The organism is Bradyrhizobium pachyrhizi, assembly GCF_029714545.1.
Taxonomy (GTDB): Bacteria; Pseudomonadota; Alphaproteobacteria; order Rhizobiales; family Xanthobacteraceae; genus Bradyrhizobium; species Bradyrhizobium pachyrhizi.
Window position 1 is genome coordinate 4,924,220 of the sequence record NZ_CP121667.1, and the last position, 18,897, is coordinate 4,943,116.

Genomic DNA, 18,897 nt, shown 5'->3' on the forward strand with positions numbered 1-18,897 from the left:
CCGCTGAACGACCAAACCGCCCCCGAGAGCCGCCTGTCGGCTCCCCGGCTGGGGTAACCGCCGGGCTCCGCTCCGAGCCGCCGGCGGACCTGCCGACCTGCCGCGCCGGGGTCAGCCGACCCCGAGCGCCTTCAGCTTTCGATGCAGCGCCGAGCGCTCCATGCCGACGAACTCCGCGGTGCGCGAGATATTGCCGGAGAAGCGGCTGATCTGGGCGATCAGATAGTCGCGCTCGAACACCTCGCGCGCCTCGCGCAACGGCAGGCCCATGATGTGCTCGCCATTGTTGGAGGTCGGCATCGCCGGCACCATCGAGCCGACGTCCTGCGGCAGCATATCGGCGGTGATGATCGCCTCCGGACCGCCGCCGGCCAGGATCATCACGCGCTCGACATTGTTGCGGAGCTGGCGGACGTTGCCCGGCCAGACATGCGACTGCAGGACCGCCATCGCGTCCTGCCCGATTTGCCGCTTCGGCAGGCCGGTGGCGGCCGAGATCTGGTCCATGAAATAGTCGATCAGCTCGGGGATGTCCTCGCGTCGCTCCGACAGCGGCGGTACGCGGATCGGCACCACTGAGAGGCGATGATAGAGGTCCTCGCGGAAGCGGCCTGCGGCGATCTCCTCCTCGAGATTGCGCGCGGTCGAGGAGATGATGCGGACGTCGACATGAACCTTGCCGGTGCCGCCCTGACGCTGGAAGGTCTGATCGACCAGCACACGCAGAATCTTGTTCTGGGTCTCGCGGGGCATGTCCGCGATCTCGTCGATGAACAGCGTGCCGCCATGCGCCTCCTCGAGCGCGCCGGCCTTACGCTGCTGCTCGCCGTTCGATCCCTCGATGCCGAACAGCTCGATCTCCATACGCTCCGGCGTGATCGCGGCCGCATTGATCACCACGAACGGCCCCTCGGCGCGCCCGGAGGCATGGTGCAGCGTGCGCGCGGCAAGCTCCTTGCCAGCGCCGGAGGGACCGACGATCAGGATGCGGCTGTTGGCCTTGGCGGCGCGGTCGATGGTCTGGCGGAGCTGGTTCATGCAAGCCGAGCGGCCGGTCAGGACGCTCGCCGCCGGAGCCAGCTGCTTGAGCTCCTTCACCTCGCGCTTGAGCCGCGAGGTCTCCAGCGCCCGGGTCGCGACCAGGATCAGACGGTCCGACTTGAACGGCTTCTCGATGAAGTCGTAGGCGCCGCGCTTGATCGCGGCGACCGCGGTCTCGATATTGCCGTGGCCCGAGATCATCACGACGGGCAGATCGGCATTGTCCTTCTTGATCTGCTCGAGCAGCTGCAGGCCGTCGAGCTTGGAGCCCTGCAGCCAGATGTCGAGGAAGACCAGGTTGGGCCGGCGGTTGGCGATCTCGGCGAGCGCCGAGTCGCTGTCGCGCGCGGTGCGGGTGGAAAAGCCCTCATCGTCCAGAATACCCGCAACGAGGTCGCGAATGTCAGCTTCGTCGTCGACAATCAGAATGTCACTTGCCATGGGTTACACCTGCCTTGTCAGTCGCTCGTCGCGGCTTTGAATTTTGGCTTTTGCGCATTTGGCTCTTGATTATTTGGCCCTTGATCAGCGGGATCTCGGATAGGTTCTTGGGTCGTTTCTTGGATTTTTGGTTCATTGTTGGTCGCTTGTGCCGGGCCGTTGGTCGGCTCCTCCGGCGGATTTTTTTCACTGTCCGGTGCGGTCTTGTCCGGTTTGACGTCCGGTTTTTGGTCCTTGCTTTCGGGCTTGTTCTCCGGCTTGGCCGCCTGGCCCGTGACGGCAAAGCGTAGCCGCATCCAGGCGCCGCGCTGGCCATCGCGGAAATCGGAGGCATCCTTGAGCTCGATGCGGCCGCCATGGTCCTCCAGAACGCGGCCGACGATCGCCAGGCCGAGGCCGGTGCCCTTTGCCCGGGTCGTGACATAGGGCTCGAGCAGGCGCGCGCGGGCGACCTTGGGCAGGCCGATGCCGTTGTCGACCACGTCGATCAGGATGTCGTCGTTCTCGCGCTGCGCCACGACGTCGATGCGGCCCTTGCCGAGCTCCTCGCGCGGGACCTGCTCGATCGCCTCGGTGGCGTTCTTGATGATGTTGGTCAGCGCCTGCGAGATCAGCCGGCGGTCGAACTGGGCAGGCAGCGGCGACTGCTTGATGTCGGCCTCGATGTCGAGATCGGGATGCGCGACCTTCATCAGGAACACCGCCTGGCGAACCACGTCGGCGACGTCCTCGCCTTCCATCACCGGCTTCGGCATCCGCGCAAAGCGCGAGAACTCGTCGACCATCCGCCTGATGTCGTCGACCTGGCGCACGATGGTATCGGTGCACTGCTCGAAGATCGACTTGTCCTTCTCCTCGGTGATGGTCTTGCCGAACTTGCGGCGGATGCGCTCGGCGGAGAGCTGGATCGGGGTCAGCGGGTTCTTGATCTCGTGGGCGATGCGGCGGGCGACGTCGCCCCAGGCCGAGGTGCGCTGCGCCGACACCAGCTCGGTGATGTCGTCGAGTGTGATGATGTAGCTGTCGCGCGACTGGCTGGTCTGCTCGGCCGAGACGCGGACGGACAGGTTGCGCTCATGGCCGTCGCGCAGGATCGTGACCTGTCCCTGCACCAGGCGCTGCGTTCCCTCGCGGGCGGTCTTCATCATCTCGTCGAGCTCTGGCAGCACGTCCGAGAGCGGATGGCCGAGCGTCTCGGACTCGGCGTGCCCGATCAGCTTCTCCGCCGAGCGGTTGAGGACGCCGATGGTGCCTGAGGCGTCGACCCCGATGATGCCGGCAGAGGCCGACGACAACACCGCTTCGATGAAGCGGCGGCGGCTGTCGATGGTTTCGCTGGCATCGACCAGCTCGTTGCGCTGGGTGCGCAGCTCCTGGGTCATCTTGTTGAAGATTTCGCCGAGCAGCGCGAGGTCGCTTTCCGACTTGTTGACGGGCACCTGGACATTGAGATTGCCGGTCGAGACCTCGCTCGCCGCGCCCATCAGCTGGCGGATCGGCGACACCAGCCCGTTGGCGAAGTTCAGCCCGATCAGCACCGAGGCCATCAGGATGGTCAGCGCGATCACCGCGAACATCAGCGCGAACGCGACCTGGATGCCGAGCCTGCGGGTCTCGAGCTGGGCATATTCCGCCGCGCTGGTCTGCGTCTGCTTGAGCTGGGCAACGACCGCCGGATCGAGCAGCCGCGCCACATACAGGAACATGTCGTCATAGGCCCGCAGGCGGACCACGGAGGCGACGTAGTTTTCCGGAAAGACCGAGATCTTCGGCTCGGTCTCGTTTATGTCCTTCAGGATGTCGGGCGGCGGCGCCTCGTAGTTCAGGCGAACGCCGGTCTCGGCGCTGGCGACGATCTTGCCGTCCTTGTCCATAAGCACCGCGACCGGAAGATTGCGCGACTCGGCGCCGGCCGTCATCAGCTGCAGGAACGTCATGCGATCCTGGTCGTAGAGCGGCCGCGCATGGGCGAGGTCATTGGCCATCGCCAGCGTGTCGCCGTTGATGAGCTGGGCGTGCTCCTGCATGTAGGCGCTGGCGATGGTCAGCGAATTCTGGATCACCTGCTTGGTGGGACCCGAGAACAGCCGGTCGAGGCCGCGCTCGATGGTGACGTTGGCCACGATCGACACCAGCACGGCGGGCAGCACCGCGATCACCGAGAACAGGCCGACGATCTGGACATGCAGCCGCGCCGCGGCCCGGCCGCGCCGCCTCGCCTGCACCATCTGCCAGACTTCCCGGACGATGATGCCGACCAGCAGCAGGATGGTGCCGGCATTGATCATCAGGAAGGAGCGGACCACCTCGGACGTGGGCTCGATCGGGGTCAGCCCGGTCAGCACCACGAAGGTCAGGAAGGCGGACAGCAGCGCGATGGCCACGGCAAACGGCGCCAGCCAGCGCCGCAGCGGGAAGCCCCGCGCCTCTGCATTGGGCTCGGCCGGTGGGGCGTGTAATGTTGAAGCGGTGGTCTCTGCGCTGGTCATACCGGCAATTGAGCTGAGAGCGATCGCCCGCGGGAATTGCGAACTGATGCAATCATATCACAATGTTGCCGAATTGCGACATTTCCGCGGCGCAAACGCTGGTGCGGCGCCGTGTCCTCAAAACCATTTGTGACTACTCAATAACGGTGGTGGGGCCCGTCCCGGCCCCGTCAACCTCTACCCGCCGCTCCGGTAGACCTGGATATCGAGGTCGCGGATCTTCTTGCGCAGCGTATTGCGGTTCAGCCCGAGCAGGTCGGCGGCCCGGATCTGGTTGCCGCGGGTCGCCGCCAGCGCGGCGGTCAACAGCGGGATCTCGATCTCCTTGAGGATGCGGTGGTAGAGGCCCGGCGGCGGCACGCCGTTCGGGAAGCCGGAGAAGTGCGAGGACAGATAGGCCTCGACCGCGCCGCCGAGATTGTCGACGCCGACGGTCGCCGTGCTGCCCGAGGTGACCGCGGGCGGCGCCAGCTCGCCGTCGATGACGGAAGCGGTGATGACGTCCTGCGGATAGAGCGCGGCGAGCCGCCGGGCGAGGTTTTCCAGCTCGCGGACGTTGCCCGGCCAGCGGTGCTGCTTGAGCCGCTCGAGCGCCTGGGCGTCGAGCTTCTTCGGCGGCAGGCCGTCCTTCTCGGCGAGCGAGAAGAAGTGCCTGATCAGGTCGGGCAGATCCTCGATGCGCTCGCGCAGCGGCGGCAGCCGCAGCGGCACCACGTTGAGGCGGAAGAACAGATCCTCGCGGAACAGTCCCTGCTGGATCAGGATGCGCAGGTCCTTGTTGGAGGCGGCGACGATGCGGACGTCGGTCTTGATCGGGGTGCGGCCGCCGACCGTGGTGTATTCGCCCTGCTGCAGCACGCGGAGCAGCCGGGTCTGCGCCTCCATCGGCATGTCGCCGATCTCGTCGAGGAACAGCGTGCCGCCCTCGGCCTGCTCGAAGCGGCCGGAGGCGCGGGTGTTGGCGCCGGTGAAGGCGCCGCGCTCATGGCCGAACAGCTCCGATTCGATCAGGTCGCGCGGGATCGCCGCCATGTTGACCGCGACGAACGGGCCGTTGCGGCGCCGCCCGTAGTCGTGCAGCGCGCGCGCGACCAGCTCCTTGCCGGTGCCTGATTCGCCCGAGATCATCACGGTGAGGTCGGTCTGCATCAGCCGCGCCAGCACGCGGTAGATTTCCTGCATCGCCGGCGAGCGGCCGACCAGCGGGATCGAGTCGAACTCGCCGTCGTCGGCGGGACTGGAAACCCGCTCCTTCGGCTCGGCCAGCGCGCGGCCGACGATGGTGATCAGCTCCTTCAGGTCGAACGGCTTCGGCAGATATTCGTAGGCGCCGCGCTCGGAGGCGCGGATCGCGGTCATGAAGGTGTTCTGCGCGCTCATCACGATGACCGGCAGATTCGGCCGCATCTTCTTGATCCGCGGCAAGAGATCGAACGCGTTCTCGTCGGGCATCACGACGTCGGTGATGACGAGATCGCCCTCACCCTGGCTGACCCAGCGCCACAGCGTGGCGGCGTTGCCGGTGAGGCGAACCTCATAGCCGGCGCGCGACAGCGCCTGGTTCAGGACGGTCCGGATGGCGGTGTCGTCGTCAGCGACAAGTATGCTACCTGCAGGCATTGGTGTTCCTCATCGTGCATCCTGAGAGGCAGGCGAGGACGTACCCGGAACGTCATCGCGGTTGCTTTGGTCGAGTTGCTTGGCGGCGCTGTACATCGGCATCAGCACGCGGAAAGTGGTCTTGCGCGGCTGCGACTCGCATTCGATGATGCCGCCGTGATCGCCGATGATCTTGGCGACCAGCGCGAGGCCGAGCCCGCTGCCGGTCTGCTTGGTGGTGACGAAGGGATCGAACAGGTTCGGCAGCAGGTCTTCCGGCACGCCAGAGCCGTTGTCCTTGACGCAGAATTCCAGCGGCAGCGAGACCCGCGATTTCTTGCCGGGCACCGACAGCCGCACGCCCGGCCGGAACGCCGTGGTGAGCTGGATCTCCGCATCGGTACCGAGATCGGCGACCGCTTCGGCCGCGTTCTTCACGAGGTTGAGGAACACCTGGATCAGCTGGTCCTGGTTGGCCAGCACCGGCGGCAACGACGGATCGTAGTCCTCGATGAAGCGGACATTGCGGGCAAAGCCGGACTGCGCCAGGCGCTTCACATGATCGAGCACGGAATGGATGTTGACCGGACCGCGCGCCACCGGGCGGTCGTCGCCGAACACTTCCATGCGGTCGACCAGCGTCACGATGCGGTCCGCCTCGTCGCAGATCAACCGCGTCAGCAGCCGGTCCTCGGAGGACGCCTGCTGCTCCAAAAGCTGCGCCGCGCCGCGGATGCCCGACAGCGGGTTCTTGATCTCATGGGCGAGCATCGCCGCCAGCGCGATCACCGAGCGCGCCGCGCTGCGATGGGTGAGCTGGCGATCCATCTTGTCGGCGATGGTGCGCTCCTGCAGCATCACCACGATATGCCCGGGCCGCTCGGTCAGCGGCGCGACGTGCAGATCGACCTGGCGATCGCCGCCGATCCGCGGCGTGCCGAGATCGACCTTGTATTCGTTGACCGGCGAGCCGCTCGTCCGCACCTGCTCGATCAACGCCAGCAGCGGGCTGCCGAACGGCACCAGCTCCTTCAGCGACTGCCGGCGCAGGAACTGGGTCGAGATCTCGAAGAAGGATTCGGCTGCGATATTGGCGTCGACGATCCGCCCGTCGGGTGCGACCAGCAGCACCGGATTGGGCAGCGCATTGAGGATGGCCTCCCCGTCAGTCGGCACCGGCCGGCGGAATTCCATGGCTGACGTCATGCGGCAGCACTCCAGGCAAAATCGTCGTAGGCGTCGGCGAGCGAGCGATGCACGCTGGACGGCTCTTCCGCGGTCAGGATCGCCTGCCGCCAGGTCTTCAATGTCGCGGCCGGCGCGCAGCTATAGGCCGCAGCAGCCTCCAGCGCCCAGCCGAGATGCTTGCGTGCATGCTTGAGCCCGATGCGCAGGCCATAGTGGCTGCAAACCTCGTCATAGAGCGCGCGAACGTGCTTGAGTTGCTCGGCGAGCGACGGCGCGGCCTCGGCGATCCCGGTCTCGAGGCGGCGGCCGATCTGTCCCGGCAGCCAGGGCTGCCCCTGCGCGCCGCGGCCGATCATGACGGCGTCGGCACCCGACATCTCGAGCGCGCTGACAGCCTTGTCGAACGAGGTGATGTCGCCGTTGACCACGACCGGGACGGTGACGGCGTCCTTGACGGCGCGCACGGCGTTCCAGTTCGCCTCGCCCTTGTAGAACTGGCAGCGGGTCCGGCCATGCACGGTGATCATCTGCACGCCGGCGGCCTCGGCGCGGCGCGCCAGTTCCGGCGCATTGAGCGAGCGGTCATCCCAGCCGAGCCGCATCTTCAGCGTAACGGGCACCCTGACCGCCGACAGCGTCGCCTCGATCAGCGTGATCGCGTGGTCGAGGTCGCGCATCAGGGCCGAGCCGGACTGGCCCCCGGTCACGTGGCGGGCCGGACAGCCCATGTTGATATCGATGACGTCGGCGCCGGCGCCTTCGGCGATCCGTGCGCCCTCCGCCATCCAGTGGGTCTCGCAGCCTGCCAGCTGGACCACATGCGGCCCGACCCCGGCCGCCTCGCAACGCAGCTTCGACATCGGCTTGCCGTTCACCAGATCGTTGCTGGCGGTCATCTCGGAGACCACCAGGCCGGCGCCCAAAGTGGCAGCGAGTCGCCGAAAGGGCGCATCGGTAATGCCGGACATGGGCGCGAGGAGAACCCGGTTGGCGACAGCAATATCGCCGATCTTCAATGGGTTACGAGGAGTACTTTGCACGCCGGTCACAGCCGTCTCGTCGTTCTGTCAGCCACGCCATTGCAGCTGACGTCGTCTATTCTGCGCACAATTCTTGTGCAGTCAAGGCTCATGCCTACGGTTTAGACATTCCTATCATCAGTGCAAGTGCACTGCAACAAAATCTGCTTTTCCCACAGTCATCGGCAAACGCTCTGTTTTTGCGCAGCGGTCATGCTAAGGGCTGTGCGCGGCGATCCTCGCCGTCCCCCTCATCCCCGATTCGTCTGTCACTGGTTCAAAATGCCGAAGCCTGAGCGTACCGCAGCCATCCTAGTCGCAGCCGGCCGTGGACTGCGCGCCGGCGCAGGCGGGCCGAAGCAATACCGGACGATCGGCGGACAGACGGTTATCTACCGCGCCATGGAGGCGTTCTCCGGACATCCGGACGTGTTTGCGGTGCAGCCTGTGGTCAATCCTGACGACACCGCGCTGTTCGATGAAGCGGTCGCAGGCCTCCGCCATCGGCCGCCGACGCCGGGCGGCGCGACCCGGCAGGCCTCGGTCCATGCCGGGCTCGAGGCGCTTGCAAGTGAGAAGCCGGACATCGTGCTGATCCACGATGCCGCGCGCCCCTTCGTCACCGCAGCCGTGATCTCTCGCGCGATCGCCGCGGCCGGCCGGACCGGCGCTGCGATCCCCGTGATTCCCGTCACCGACACCATCAAGCTCACCGGCGATGCCGGCGACGTCGAGGCGACGCCGGAGCGCGCGCGCCTGCGGATCGCGCAGACGCCACAGGCTTTTCGTTTCGACGTAATATTGGAGGCGCATCGTCGCGCAGCGCGCGATGGCCGCTCCGATTTCACCGACGATGCGGCGCTTGCCGAGTGGGCGGGATTGACGGTTTCGACGTTTGAAGGTGATGCTGCCAACATGAAACTCACCACACCCGAGGACTTCGTGCGCGAGGAAGCGCGGCTCGCAAGCCAGCTCGGCGACATCAGAACCGGCACCGGCTACGACGTGCACGCCTTTGACGACGGTGACCATGTCATGATCTGCGGCGTGCGCGTGCCGCACACGAAGGGATTCCTGGCCCATTCCGACGGCGATGTCGGGCTGCATGCGCTGGTCGACGCGATCCTCGGTGCGCTGGCCGACGGCGATATCGGCTCGCATTTCCCGCCGAGCGACGCCAAGTGGAAGGGCGCCTCCTCCGACCAGTTCCTGAAATATGCGGTCGAGCGCGTCACCGCGCGCGGCGGACGGATCGCCAATCTCGAAGTGACGCTGATCTGCGAGCGACCGAAGATCGGGCCGTTGCGCGACACCATGCGGGCGAAGATCGCGGAGATCTCCGGCGTCCACATCTCGCGCGTGGCGGTCAAGGCCACCACCAGCGAGCGGCTCGGCTTCACCGGCCGCGAGGAAGGCATCGCGGCAACCGCGAGCGCCACGGTGCGTCTCCCGTGGGATGATAAAGGCTGGAGTGCCTGACATGGGCGGCAGCGACGCTCGTGCCCTCTCCCGCTCGCTGCTCGACCTGTGCCGGATGCGCAAGCTGACCATCGCGACCGCCGAATCGTGCACCGGCGGCCTGGTCGCGGGTGCGCTCACCGACATTCCCGGCTCTTCCGACGTGATCGACCGCGGCTTCGTGACCTATTCGAACGAGGCCAAGCGGGTCATGCTCGGCGTCAGGGCGGCGACGCTCGAAACGTTCGGCGCAGTGAGCAAGGAAACCGCGACCGCGATGGCGATCGGCGCGCTGGAAAAGGCCGGCGTCGACCTTGCGGTCTCGATCACCGGCATCGCGGGCCCTGGCGGTGCGACACCGGGCAAGCCGGTCGGCCTGGTGCATTTCGCCGTCGCCGCGCGCGACGGGCGCATCATTCATCGTGAGCAGCGATTTGGCGCAATCGGCCGCAGCACGGTGCGGCAGCGCTCGGTGGTCGAAGCATTGCGCATGCTGATGGAGCTTGCGCGCCCTCCGCAGGCCGCCAAGCCGCGTCGCGAGGCCGCCAGCCGGTTGCGGCCAAGGGTGGCTCGATCGCCGCGGAGCCACGCTGCGAAACGCCGCCGGCCGCCGCGCGGATAGGCCCGACCCAAAGTCGAGTCGCGCGACGGCCCGCCTTACACAGGCTTGTGTCAACTGCGGCCCGGTGACGCTTACCTGAAATGGAACTTTGACGCGGCTTCGCCGCTTTATGTTGTTCCAACTCTGCTGTTTCGATTGTTCGTCCAACAGCAAAATCCCACAACAAGGAGAAAATGATGAAGTTGGGAACTTTGGTCGTGGCCGCCATCAGCGCTGGCGCCATGACGCTGTCGACTGTTGCGCCTTCGTCCGCCGCACCACTCGCTCCCGCGCGATTGCAGGACCAGCCTACCTCCGTCGAGCATGTGCAGTATCGGCACTGGCACGGTGGTCCGCGTTACGGCTATCGCGGCGGATACGGCTACCGCGGTGGTTACTATCGCGATCGTGGCAGTAACGGCGCGGCGATCATCGGCGGGCTGGCGGCCGGCGCGATCATCGGCGGCGCGATTGCGGCGAGCCAGGCCAAGGCCAACAACGACGCCTATTGCTCCCAGCGTTTCCGTACCTACGACCCCGCTTCGGGCACCTACATCGCATCCGGCGGCGTGCGGCGATCCTGCCCGTAAATCGGCGAACGCGCCCCACGCATCATCCGTCGTGCCCGGCCTCGTGCCGGGCATTTGCGTTTCCAGGGAGGCAAACGAGACGGCTTCGCTACGTCGACAGCTGCGGCTTGCCGTAGACCTGATCCGCCCGCTTCTCGAACGCGTGGGCAAACCGCCCGAAAGCCGCGTCGAACATCGAGCCCATCAGCATCGCCAGCATCCGGCTCTTGAATTCGTAGTTCAGGAAGAAGCCGACATCGCATTCGGTTTCCGACCTCGGCTCAAAACTCCAGCGATTCTCCAGATTGCTGAACGGGCCGCGCAGATATTCGACCAGGATCTTCAGATTGGGCCGATCGAGCGTCACCTTGCTGGTGAAGGTTTCCCGCACCAGCTTGAAGGACACCGTCATGTCCGCCACCACGACCTCGGTGCCGTCGTCCTTGGGCGTGCGCTGGCGGATCTTGAGCGACTGGCATAGCGGCACGAATTCGGGATAGCGCTCGACGTCGGCGACCAGATCGAACATTTGAGGTGCGGTGTGCCGGACCCGCCGCTTGCTTGAGAATCGTGGCATCAGTGGATACTCGCACGGTTTTGCCCGAGTGCGAGGCGCTTCAGATAATCATCCGCCTGCGCCCGATCGGTGAAGCAGACCAGCGATTGATCGGGCCGCAAGCCGGCAAAATACTCGATCAGCTTCGGCCGCTGCTGCCGGCGATAGGTCCAGACGTAGCGGAAGAATTCGAGATCGATCTTCTCGGGGCAGCCTTCCGCCATCTCCGGGCGGACCTGGCCATAGCTCCCGGCTATCCGCCTGAAGATACCGAGCATGCATGTCGACCGCGGCAGGTCGAACCAGATGATCGTATCGGAGAGCTCCCGGCGCAATTCCCCTGCACCATGCCTCATGTAGTTCCCATCCATGATCCAGTGCGGCTCGCGGGCTGCTTCGGTCATGCGGCGCTCGAATTCGTCCCTGCCCGACTCGACCCAGCCCGGCTTCCAGAACAGCGCATCGATCGACACGGTCGGAATCCCTGTCATGGCGGACAGCCGCCGCGCAAAGGTCGACTTGCCGGATCCCGACGATCCCATCACCAGAACGCGCTGCATTGGTCCAGTCCAAGGTTCGGTCAAGGTTCGGTCAAGGCCCGATCAAGCAACGGCGCGCGAGGGCGCCGGCTCACCGCCGTTTGCGAAATCTAGCGGCCGCGGGCCACGCGCGCCGCCTGCAGTTTGGCGAAATCCTCGCCGGCGTGGTGCGACGAGCGCGTCAGCGGGCTCGCCGACACCATCAAAAAGCCCTTGGTATAGGCGACCCGCTCGTAGCCTGCGAACTCGTCCGGCGTCACGTAGCGCATGACGGCGTGATGCTTGCGGGTCGGCTGCAAATACTGGCCGATGGTCAGGAAATCGACTTCGGCCGAGCGCAGATCGTCCATCACCTGCAGCACCTCGTGCCGCTCCTCGCCGAGGCCGACCATGATGCCTGACTTGGTGAAGATGGTCGGATCGATCTCCTTGACCCGCTGCAGCAGCCGGATCGAATGGAAATAGCGGGCGCCGGGACGGACCGTCAGATAGCGCGACGGCACGGTTTCCAGATTGTGGTTGAAGACGTCGGGCTTGGCCGCGACCACGCGCTCCAGCGCGCCGTCCTTGCGCAGGAAGTCCGGTGTCAGGATCTCGATCGTGGTGGTCGGGCAGCGCGCGCGGATGGCGCGGATGGTCTCGGCAAAATGCTCGGCGCCGCCGTCGGCAAGATCGTCGCGGTCGACCGAGGTGACCACGACGTGGCTGAGCCCGAGCTTGGCGGTGGCCTCCGCGACGTATTCCGGCTCGCTCGCCTCGAGCGCGCCGGGCATGCCGGTCTTGACGTTGCAGAACGCGCAGGCGCGCGTGCAGGTGTCGCCCATGATCATGAAGGTGGCGTGCTTCTTGTCCCAGCACTCGCCGATATTGGGGCAGCCCGCCTCCTCGCACACCGTGACGAGGCCGTTCTCCTTCACGATCCGGCGCGTATCCGCATAGCCGCGCGTGTTCGGCGCACGAACGCGGATCCAGTCCGGCTTCGGCGGCGACACGGCATCCGGCCGGTTCACCTTCTCGGGGTGCCGCGGGCGGAGCTGAGTGGTGGAGATGGTGTCGACGATGGTGACCATGGATGCCTGCAAGTCGCGGGAGCATGATCCGGAAAAGTGGAGGCCGGTTTTCCGAACCGATCATGCTCCGAACCAAGGGCTTAGCTAATCGGTGTTGACGCGGCTCGCAACCCGCCCCGCGACCCTAGCAGACCAGCCCATATATTGGCAGTCTTGCGGTCCGTTCCATGCCGATTCCCACCTCAAAATGGCTCAAAAACCCCGATCTATCCGCGCGACCGCGCCGCGCCTCGGCAAGGCGCTGAAACGCTCCTTCTTCGATCGCAGCGTCCACGAGGTCGCCCCCGACCTGATCGGCGCGACCTTCCTGGTCGGCGGCGCCGGCGGCATCATCACCGAGGTCGAGGCCTATCATCACACCGATCCGGCAGCGCATTCCTACCGCGGGCCGACCCCGCGCAACCAGGTGATGTTCGGCCCGCCGGGCTTCTCCTACGTCTACCGCTCCTACGGCATCCATTGGTGCGTCAACTTCGTCTGCGAGGAAGCGGGCTCGGCCAGCGCCGTGCTGATCCGCGCGATCGAGCCGACCCATGGGCTCGCGGCGATGCGCCGGCGGCGCGGGCTGGAGGACGAGCGCGCGCTGTGCTCGGGGCCCGGCAAGCTCTGCGAGGCGCTCGGCATCACCATCGCGCACAGCGAATTGCCACTCGACCGCGCCCCGATCGCGCTCCATGCGCGGACCGAAGCACCCGAAATCATCACCGGGGTGCGGATCGGCATCACCAAGGCCGTCGACCTGCCCTGGCGCTACGGGCTGAAGGGATCGAAATTCCTCAGCAAGCGGTTTTGATCGCCACGGCGTCGTTCGCTATGACGCCTTCTTCAGCCGCTCGATCGCCTCGAGGATCTTGGCGCGGCGCTCCGCTGCTGCCGCGCGCTTTTCCTTCTCTTCCTCGACGAGCTCTTCTGGCGCGTTGGCGACGAACTTCTCGTTGGCGAGCTTGGCATCGACCCGCTTGATGTCGGCGTCGGCCTTGCCGAGCTCCTTCTCCAGCCGCGTGCGTTCAGCCGCGAGATCGATCACGCCCTTCAGCGGCAGCGCGACCGCCTCGCCGCGGACAAGGAGTTGCACCGCGCCTTCCGGCGGGTGATCGGCGAACGAGATATCCGACAATCGCGCGAGCCGCTTGATGGTGTCGTTCCAGCGCTGCGCGCGGTCCCGCGTCTCGTCGGAGGCGCCCGCGATCACCAGCGGCGTCAGTGTCGACGGCGGGATGTTCATTTCCGCCTTCACCGACCGCATCGCAGTGACGAGATCGACCACCCAGCCGATCTCGGCCTCGGCCGCGGGATCGCTGAACTCGTCGGCGTCGAGCGCGGCAATGACCGGCGGAATGATCGGATCGACCACCGGACCGGCGGTCGCGATCGCGGCCAGCTGCTCGCCGGTCACGCCCGACTTGCGCGGCCAGGACGCCAGCACCAACAGGCCGTCGCGCTTTGCGGTCACCGCCCACAGCTCCTCCGTGATGAAGGGCATGAACGGATGCAGCAGCTTGAGGATCTCGTCGCGGGTCCAGGCGATCATGGCGCGGGTCTCGGCCTTGGCCGCGCCCTCCTCGCCCATCAGCACGGGTTTCGCGAGCTCGAGATACCAGTCGCAGAACACGTTCCAGACGAAGCGGTAGATCGCGCCCGCGGCATCGTTGAAGCGATGATCCTCGATCGTCTCGGTGACCTCGCGGGTGACGCGCGAGGTTTCGTGCGCGATCCAGCGGTTCAACGTCTCCTTCGCGCCCTTCGGATCGAAACCGTCCGGCTTGACGCACTCGTTCATCTCGGCGAAGCGGCAGGCGTTCCAGAACTTGGTCGCGAAATTGCGGTTGGTCTCGACCAGATGCGGCGACAGGCGGATGTCATGGCCTTGCGCTGCCTCGCGGGTCAGCGCGAAGCGCAGCGCGTCAGCGCCGTATTCGTCGATCACGCCGAGCGGGTCGATGACGTTGCCCTTCGACTTCGACATCTTGGCGCCCTTCTCGTCGCGGACGAGACGGTGGATGTAGACGGTCGAGAACGGCGCCTCCTTCATGAAATGGAGGCCCATCATCATCATGCGGGCGACCCAGAAGAAGATGATGTCGAAGCCGGTAACCAACGTGTTGGTCGGGTAGTAGCGCGCGACCTCCGGCGTGTCGTCCGGCCAGCCCAGCGTCGAGAACGGCCACAGGGCCGACGAGAACCAGGTGTCGAGCACGTCCTCGTCGCGCGTGATGAAGCCCTCGCGCTTGGCGGGGTCGACCGCCATGTCGTGGCCCTGCTCCGGCGTGATGACTTCCTGCTCGACGTAATAGCCGAGCGCGTGGCCGACCGCCTCTTCCTCGGTCTCGGCGACGAACACCTTGCCGTCGGGTCCGTACCACGCCGGAATCTGATGGCCCCACCAGAGCTGGCGCGAGATGCACCAGGGCTGGATGTTCTCCATCCACTCGAAATAGGTCTTTTCCCAGTTCTTCGGCACGAACGTGGTTTCGCCCGAGCGCACCGCCGCAATCGCCGGCTGCGCCAGCGTCTTGGCGTCGACATACCACTGGTCGGTCAGATACGGCTCGATCACGACGCCGGAGCGGTCGCCATGCGGCACCATGTGGGTGTTGGGCTCGATCCGCTCGAGGAAGCCGAACTCCTCCAGCCTCGCGACGATCTTCTTGCGCGCCGCGAAGCGCTCGATCTTGTCAAACTCGGCGGCGAACTCGTCGGCGCCCATCGGCAGGCCGCGCAGATAGTCCTCGTTGCCCACCAGGCTGAGGCTGCCTTCCTGGTCGAGCACGCTGATCTGCGGCAGGCCGTGACGCTTGCCGATCTCGAAGTCGTTGAAGTCGTGCGCCGGCGTCACCTTGACCGCGCCCGAGCCCTTCTCCGGATCGGAATAGTCGTCGGCGACGATCGGAATCCTGCGGCCGACCAGCGGCAGGATGACGTGCTGGCCGACCAGATCGGCGTAGCGCTCGTCGTCCGGATGCACCGCGACGGCGGTGTCGCCGAGCATCGTCTCGGGGCGCGTCGTCGCGACCACGATGAACGATTTCGGATCCTCGGGGCTGAAGCTGCGGCCCTCGATCGGATAGCGCAGATACCAGAGATGGCCCCTGACCTCGACCTGCTGCACCTCGAGATCGGAGATCGCGGTGAGCAGCTTCGGGTCCCAATTGACCAGGCGCTTGTCCTTGTAGATCAGGCCATCGCGATGCAGCTCGACGAACACCTTGACGACGGCGCGCGACAGGCCCTCGTCCATGGTGAAGCGCTCGCGCGACCAGTCGCAGGACGCCCCGAGGCGCTTGAGCTGGTTGACGATTGTGCCGCCGCTCTCGGCCTTCCACTGCCAGACCCGCTCGAGGAACTTGGCGCGGCCCATGTCGCGCCGGCCCGGCTCCTGCCGTTCCATCAGCTGACGCTCGACCACCATTTGGGTGGCGATGCCGGCGTGATCGGTGCCGGGCTGCCACAGCACGTCGCGGCCGCGCATCCGCTCGAAGCGGCACAGGATGTCCTGCAGCGTGTTGTTGAGCGCGTGGCCCATATGCAGCGAGCCGGTCACGTTCGGCGGCGGAATCACAATGGTGAAAGGCGCGGCGTCCTTGCGTTCAGGTCGGCCGGCCTTGAACGCACCGCTCTCCTCCCAGATCCGGGCCATCCGGTGCTCGATATCGGCGGGCTGGTAGTTTTTCTCGATCATGACAATGCGCTGTGGACCATGGAAAGCGTTAGAAAGCCGCCGGAGCGCACCAAGTCAACCGGACCGGCACGTCAAATCGACGTTTAGGGCATTTGGGGAGCTGATTGAGGGCCGCCAGGCCCAACGGCAGGAGCCAGCTTCGCGCGGGCGGCGGAGCTAGCGCCCGCGCGGAGCTAACGCCCGCGGGATACCCGCTCGATCTCGGCCTTGACGATCCGCTCGACCAGCCCGGGCAGATTGTCGTCCAGCCAGGACTTCAGCATCGGCCGCAGCATCTCCTTGACCAGATCCTCGAGCGTCCGCGCATTGTTGCTCAACACCGTGTTGGCCAGCGAGTTGAAGGCCGACTCGACGGCCCGCATCGTGGTTCCCGAGATGATCTGCTGCATGGGCGCGGTCTCGATCGCCGGCGGCTCCCGGGCCGGTTCCGGCGCCCGGCTCCGCGCTTCCGTGAACTCGAGGTCGTCCTGCGGCTCGACCTTGCGGAACGACGGCGCGGCGGCCGGGTCCGGCAGCGCCATCTCGTCGGTGAGTTCGAACACGTCGGCTTCGGGCTGGACCGCGGGCTGCGGCGACGGCCTGATCTCGGCTGCGGGCGTCGCCTCGTCGAGGCTGGCGAGCAGCGAGTCGATGTCGTTCTGACTGTTGCTGGCCGCCGGTGCAGGCGCAGGCGGCGGTGATTTCGGCGCCGGCGCGGCGGCCTTCGCGGCCGGTGGCGCTGCGGGCGGCGGGCTCTTCATCGCGGGCTTGGTTGCTGGTGCTGGCTCGACCTTCGGCGCCGGCGCTGCAGCGGCGGCCGCAGGCTTCTCGGCCGCGGCCGGCTTCGCCTCGTCGTCGGCAATGATGCGACGGATCGACGCCAGGATCTCCTCCATCGAGGGCTCTTGGACCTTCGCAGGTTGCGTCATCTCCGACTCCACATCGAAACGATTTTACATCAAGCCCGAGAGGATTCGCCGGTTCCGATGATGCGGGCGGAGATTTTTGTTGATCCCGCCCGACTTGTCCCCAGATCAAGCCCGCCCGAGGCTTTGTGCAAGCTTCGTGTCGCCCAATGCAGCTTGATCACAGGTGGCGTCGCACCTGTCATCACGCTACGCCGGCGCGCCGCGAATCGCCTTGCTGCCCGACAAAACGGTATGTCAGGCCAATTATCGAATGCAAGCAAACGCGCCTGTTTGCGGTCCTGATTAACTCAGAACCACAAACATGACGCGACAAGCGATGATGATGCGAAGGTGTTTAGCGGCCGTCGGGCGTGCGTACGCCGGCCCAGTTGTCACGAACCTGCTGGTAATGCACGCTCGGATCGTAGACGTTGGTCGAAAGGCCGAGCACCTGCGGCGACAAGCGGCCAACTGCGCTCAGCACGTTATAGGACGCGACGACGCGGTCATGCTGCGCGGTGACCAGCGCGTTGCGCGCGTTGACGAGCGCCTGCTGCGCGTTGAGCACGTCGAGCGTGGTGCGCTGACCGGCCTTGGCCTCTTCGCGCACGCCGTTCAGGGCGATCTCCGACGCGGTCACCTGCGCCTGTGCCGACGCCACCTGCGACTTGCCGGCGACCAGCTGGCCCCACGCGGTGACGACGTTGGCGCGCGCCTGATCGCGGGTCTGTTCGAGCACGAGGCGCTGCTGCGCCAGCGATTCCTTGGACTGGCGGATCAGCGAATATTCCGCACCGCCCTGATAGAGCGGCACCGACAGCTGGACCGCTGTTCCCGCGCTGAATGCGCGCTGGCTGATCAGGGTCTGCTCGTACTGCTGCTGCACCGACGTTTGCAGGTTGACCGACGGGAACAGCGCACCCTCGCTGACCTTGACCTGCAGGAAGTTGACGTCGACGCCGTACATCGCCGAGGTGACGTTCGGATTCTGGGTCAGACTGAGGTCGACGGCGGACGCAAGCGTCGTTGGCAGGAAGCGGTCGACCGGCGAGCCCGGCGCGAGGTTCTGCGGTTCGTTGCCGATGATGCGGCGGAAATTCGAACGCGTCGTCGTCAGGTTCGATTCGGCGGTGAGCTGCTGGGTCTTACCTGCTGCAAGCTGCGCTTCGGATTGCGCGACGTCGGTCCGCGTCACTTCGCCGACATTGAAGCGGTCCTGGGTCTGCTTCAGCGTCTGTTCCAGCACGCGCGTGTTGCTGCGCTGAACTTCGACGATGGCGGAGTCGCGGAGATAGTCCATGTAGATCGTGGCCGCGCTCAGGATCACGGTTTGCTCAAGCACACGCAGGCCCTCGCGCGCCGCCGAGACCTGGCTTTCCGCCGCGCGCACCCTGGGCGCGGTCTGCGCGTTGAACAGCGATTGGTTGACCGTGAGGCCTGCGCTGCGCGGCGCATTGGCGCCATGGATTTGGGTGCGGACAAGATTGTTCGCGTCGCCGCCCTGTGTCGTCAGCGTATCGGTGTATTGGTACCCCGCGCTCGCCGTCAGTGCGACTTTCGGGCGGTAGCCCGACAGTGCCTGCGGAACGTTCTCGTCCGTTGACCGCACCTGCGCGCGTTGCGCGTTCAGCTGGGGATTGTTTTGGTAGGACCGCACCAGCGCGGCCTCGATTGTATCGGCGAGTGCGGGCACAGGGCCCATCTCCGCCAACAGAAGGACGGCAGTCGCAGCCGCGGTGACAACCTTCACCCCACGCATCC

Annotated in this window: 15 protein-coding genes; 4 read left to right on the forward strand and 11 right to left on the reverse strand. The window is 66.0% G+C overall.

What is annotated here, in order from left to right:
* Positions 1-111 precede the first annotated feature (111 nt).
* The 5 genes from ntrX to dusB all read right to left on the reverse strand — a co-directional run bounded on the left by ntrX (position 112) and on the right by dusB (position 7,726).
* Positions 112-1,482, reverse strand: coding sequence for a nitrogen assimilation response regulator NtrX (gene ntrX / locus QA639_RS23130; RefSeq protein WP_028331957.1), 1,371 nt, complete (start codon positions 1,480-1,482; stop codon positions 112-114).
* 17 nt (positions 1,483-1,499) lie between these two features.
* Positions 1,500-3,971 carry a sensor histidine kinase NtrY-like gene (locus QA639_RS23135; protein ID WP_050385343.1) on the reverse strand — a complete coding sequence of 824 codons (2,472 nt, stop codon included), beginning with the start codon at positions 3,969-3,971 and terminating at the stop codon, positions 1,500-1,502.
* A 177-nt stretch (positions 3,972-4,148) separates the two neighbouring features.
* Positions 4,149-5,591: a nitrogen regulation protein NR(I) gene (ntrC, locus tag QA639_RS23140; RefSeq protein ID WP_021079341.1), complete on the reverse strand. Its 1,443-nt coding sequence runs from the start codon at positions 5,589-5,591 to the stop codon at positions 4,149-4,151.
* A 9-nt stretch (positions 5,592-5,600) separates the two neighbouring features.
* Positions 5,601-6,776, reverse strand: coding sequence for a two-component system sensor histidine kinase NtrB (locus QA639_RS23145; RefSeq protein ID WP_028331955.1), 1,176 nt, complete (start codon positions 6,774-6,776; stop codon positions 5,601-5,603).
* Entirely contained in the window at positions 6,773-7,726 is a 954-nt protein-coding gene (gene dusB / locus QA639_RS23150) for a tRNA dihydrouridine synthase DusB (RefSeq protein WP_244978399.1), read from the reverse strand. Before dusB ends, QA639_RS23145 begins: the two co-directional genes overlap by 4 nt.
* Positions 7,727-8,059: 333 nt before the next feature.
* On the opposite strand from dusB, the gene QA639_RS23155 reads away from it, so the two are divergent.
* The 3 genes from QA639_RS23155 (at position 8,060) to QA639_RS23165 (ending at position 10,426) form a co-directional block, all read left to right on the forward strand.
* Positions 8,060-9,256 carry a bifunctional 2-C-methyl-D-erythritol 4-phosphate cytidylyltransferase/2-C-methyl-D-erythritol 2,4-cyclodiphosphate synthase gene (locus QA639_RS23155; protein WP_028331953.1) on the forward strand — a complete coding sequence of 399 codons (1,197 nt, stop codon included), beginning with the start codon at positions 8,060-8,062 and terminating at the stop codon, positions 9,254-9,256.
* A 1-nt stretch (position 9,257) separates the two neighbouring features.
* Positions 9,258-9,857: a CinA family protein gene (locus QA639_RS23160; protein ID WP_028331952.1), complete on the forward strand. Its 600-nt coding sequence runs from the start codon at positions 9,258-9,260 to the stop codon at positions 9,855-9,857.
* Between the two features lie 173 nt (positions 9,858-10,030).
* Positions 10,031-10,426, forward strand: a complete 396-nt coding sequence (locus QA639_RS23165) for a BA14K family protein (protein WP_028331951.1) — start codon at positions 10,031-10,033, stop codon at positions 10,424-10,426.
* Between the two features lie 88 nt (positions 10,427-10,514).
* Here QA639_RS23165 and QA639_RS23170 read toward each other — a convergent pair whose 3' ends face one another.
* The 3 genes from QA639_RS23170 to lipA all read right to left on the reverse strand — a co-directional run bounded on the left by QA639_RS23170 (position 10,515) and on the right by lipA (position 12,570).
* On the reverse strand, positions 10,515-10,982 hold the full coding sequence (locus QA639_RS23170) for a type II toxin-antitoxin system RatA family toxin (RefSeq protein ID WP_028331950.1): 468 nt from the start codon (positions 10,980-10,982) through the stop codon (positions 10,515-10,517).
* Positions 10,982-11,521: a P-loop NTPase family protein gene (locus QA639_RS23175; protein ID WP_028331949.1), complete on the reverse strand. Its 540-nt coding sequence runs from the start codon at positions 11,519-11,521 to the stop codon at positions 10,982-10,984. The genes QA639_RS23170 and QA639_RS23175 overlap by 1 nt, the downstream gene beginning before the upstream one ends.
* A gap of 89 nt (positions 11,522-11,610) precedes the next feature.
* Positions 11,611-12,570, reverse strand: a complete 960-nt coding sequence (gene lipA / locus QA639_RS23180; protein WP_028331948.1) for a lipoyl synthase — start codon at positions 12,568-12,570, stop codon at positions 11,611-11,613.
* A 187-nt stretch (positions 12,571-12,757) separates the two neighbouring features.
* On the opposite strand from lipA, the gene QA639_RS23185 reads away from it, so the two are divergent.
* A complete protein-coding gene (locus QA639_RS23185) occupies positions 12,758-13,363 on the forward strand; it encodes a DNA-3-methyladenine glycosylase (protein WP_050385336.1) in 606 nt (201 codons plus the stop codon).
* A gap of 18 nt (positions 13,364-13,381) precedes the next feature.
* Here the strand turns inward: QA639_RS23185 and QA639_RS23190 are convergent, their stop codons facing one another.
* The 3 genes from QA639_RS23190 to QA639_RS23200 all read right to left on the reverse strand — a co-directional run bounded on the left by QA639_RS23190 (position 13,382) and on the right by QA639_RS23200 (position 18,895).
* Positions 13,382-16,249, reverse strand: a complete 2,868-nt coding sequence (locus tag QA639_RS23190) for a valine--tRNA ligase (protein WP_157341287.1) — start codon at positions 16,247-16,249, stop codon at positions 13,382-13,384.
* A gap of 173 nt (positions 16,250-16,422) precedes the next feature.
* The gene (locus QA639_RS23195) at positions 16,423-17,157 is read right to left on the reverse strand and encodes a PopZ family protein (protein ID WP_157341285.1); all 735 of its coding nucleotides are present in this window, start codon (positions 17,155-17,157) and stop codon (positions 16,423-16,425) included.
* Positions 17,158-17,491: 334 nt separating this feature from the next.
* Positions 17,492-18,895 (reverse strand): TolC family outer membrane protein, encoded by a 1,404-nt coding sequence (locus QA639_RS23200; RefSeq protein WP_028331944.1) that lies wholly within the window; start codon positions 18,893-18,895, stop codon positions 17,492-17,494.
* Positions 18,896-18,897: the final 2 nt, after the last annotated feature.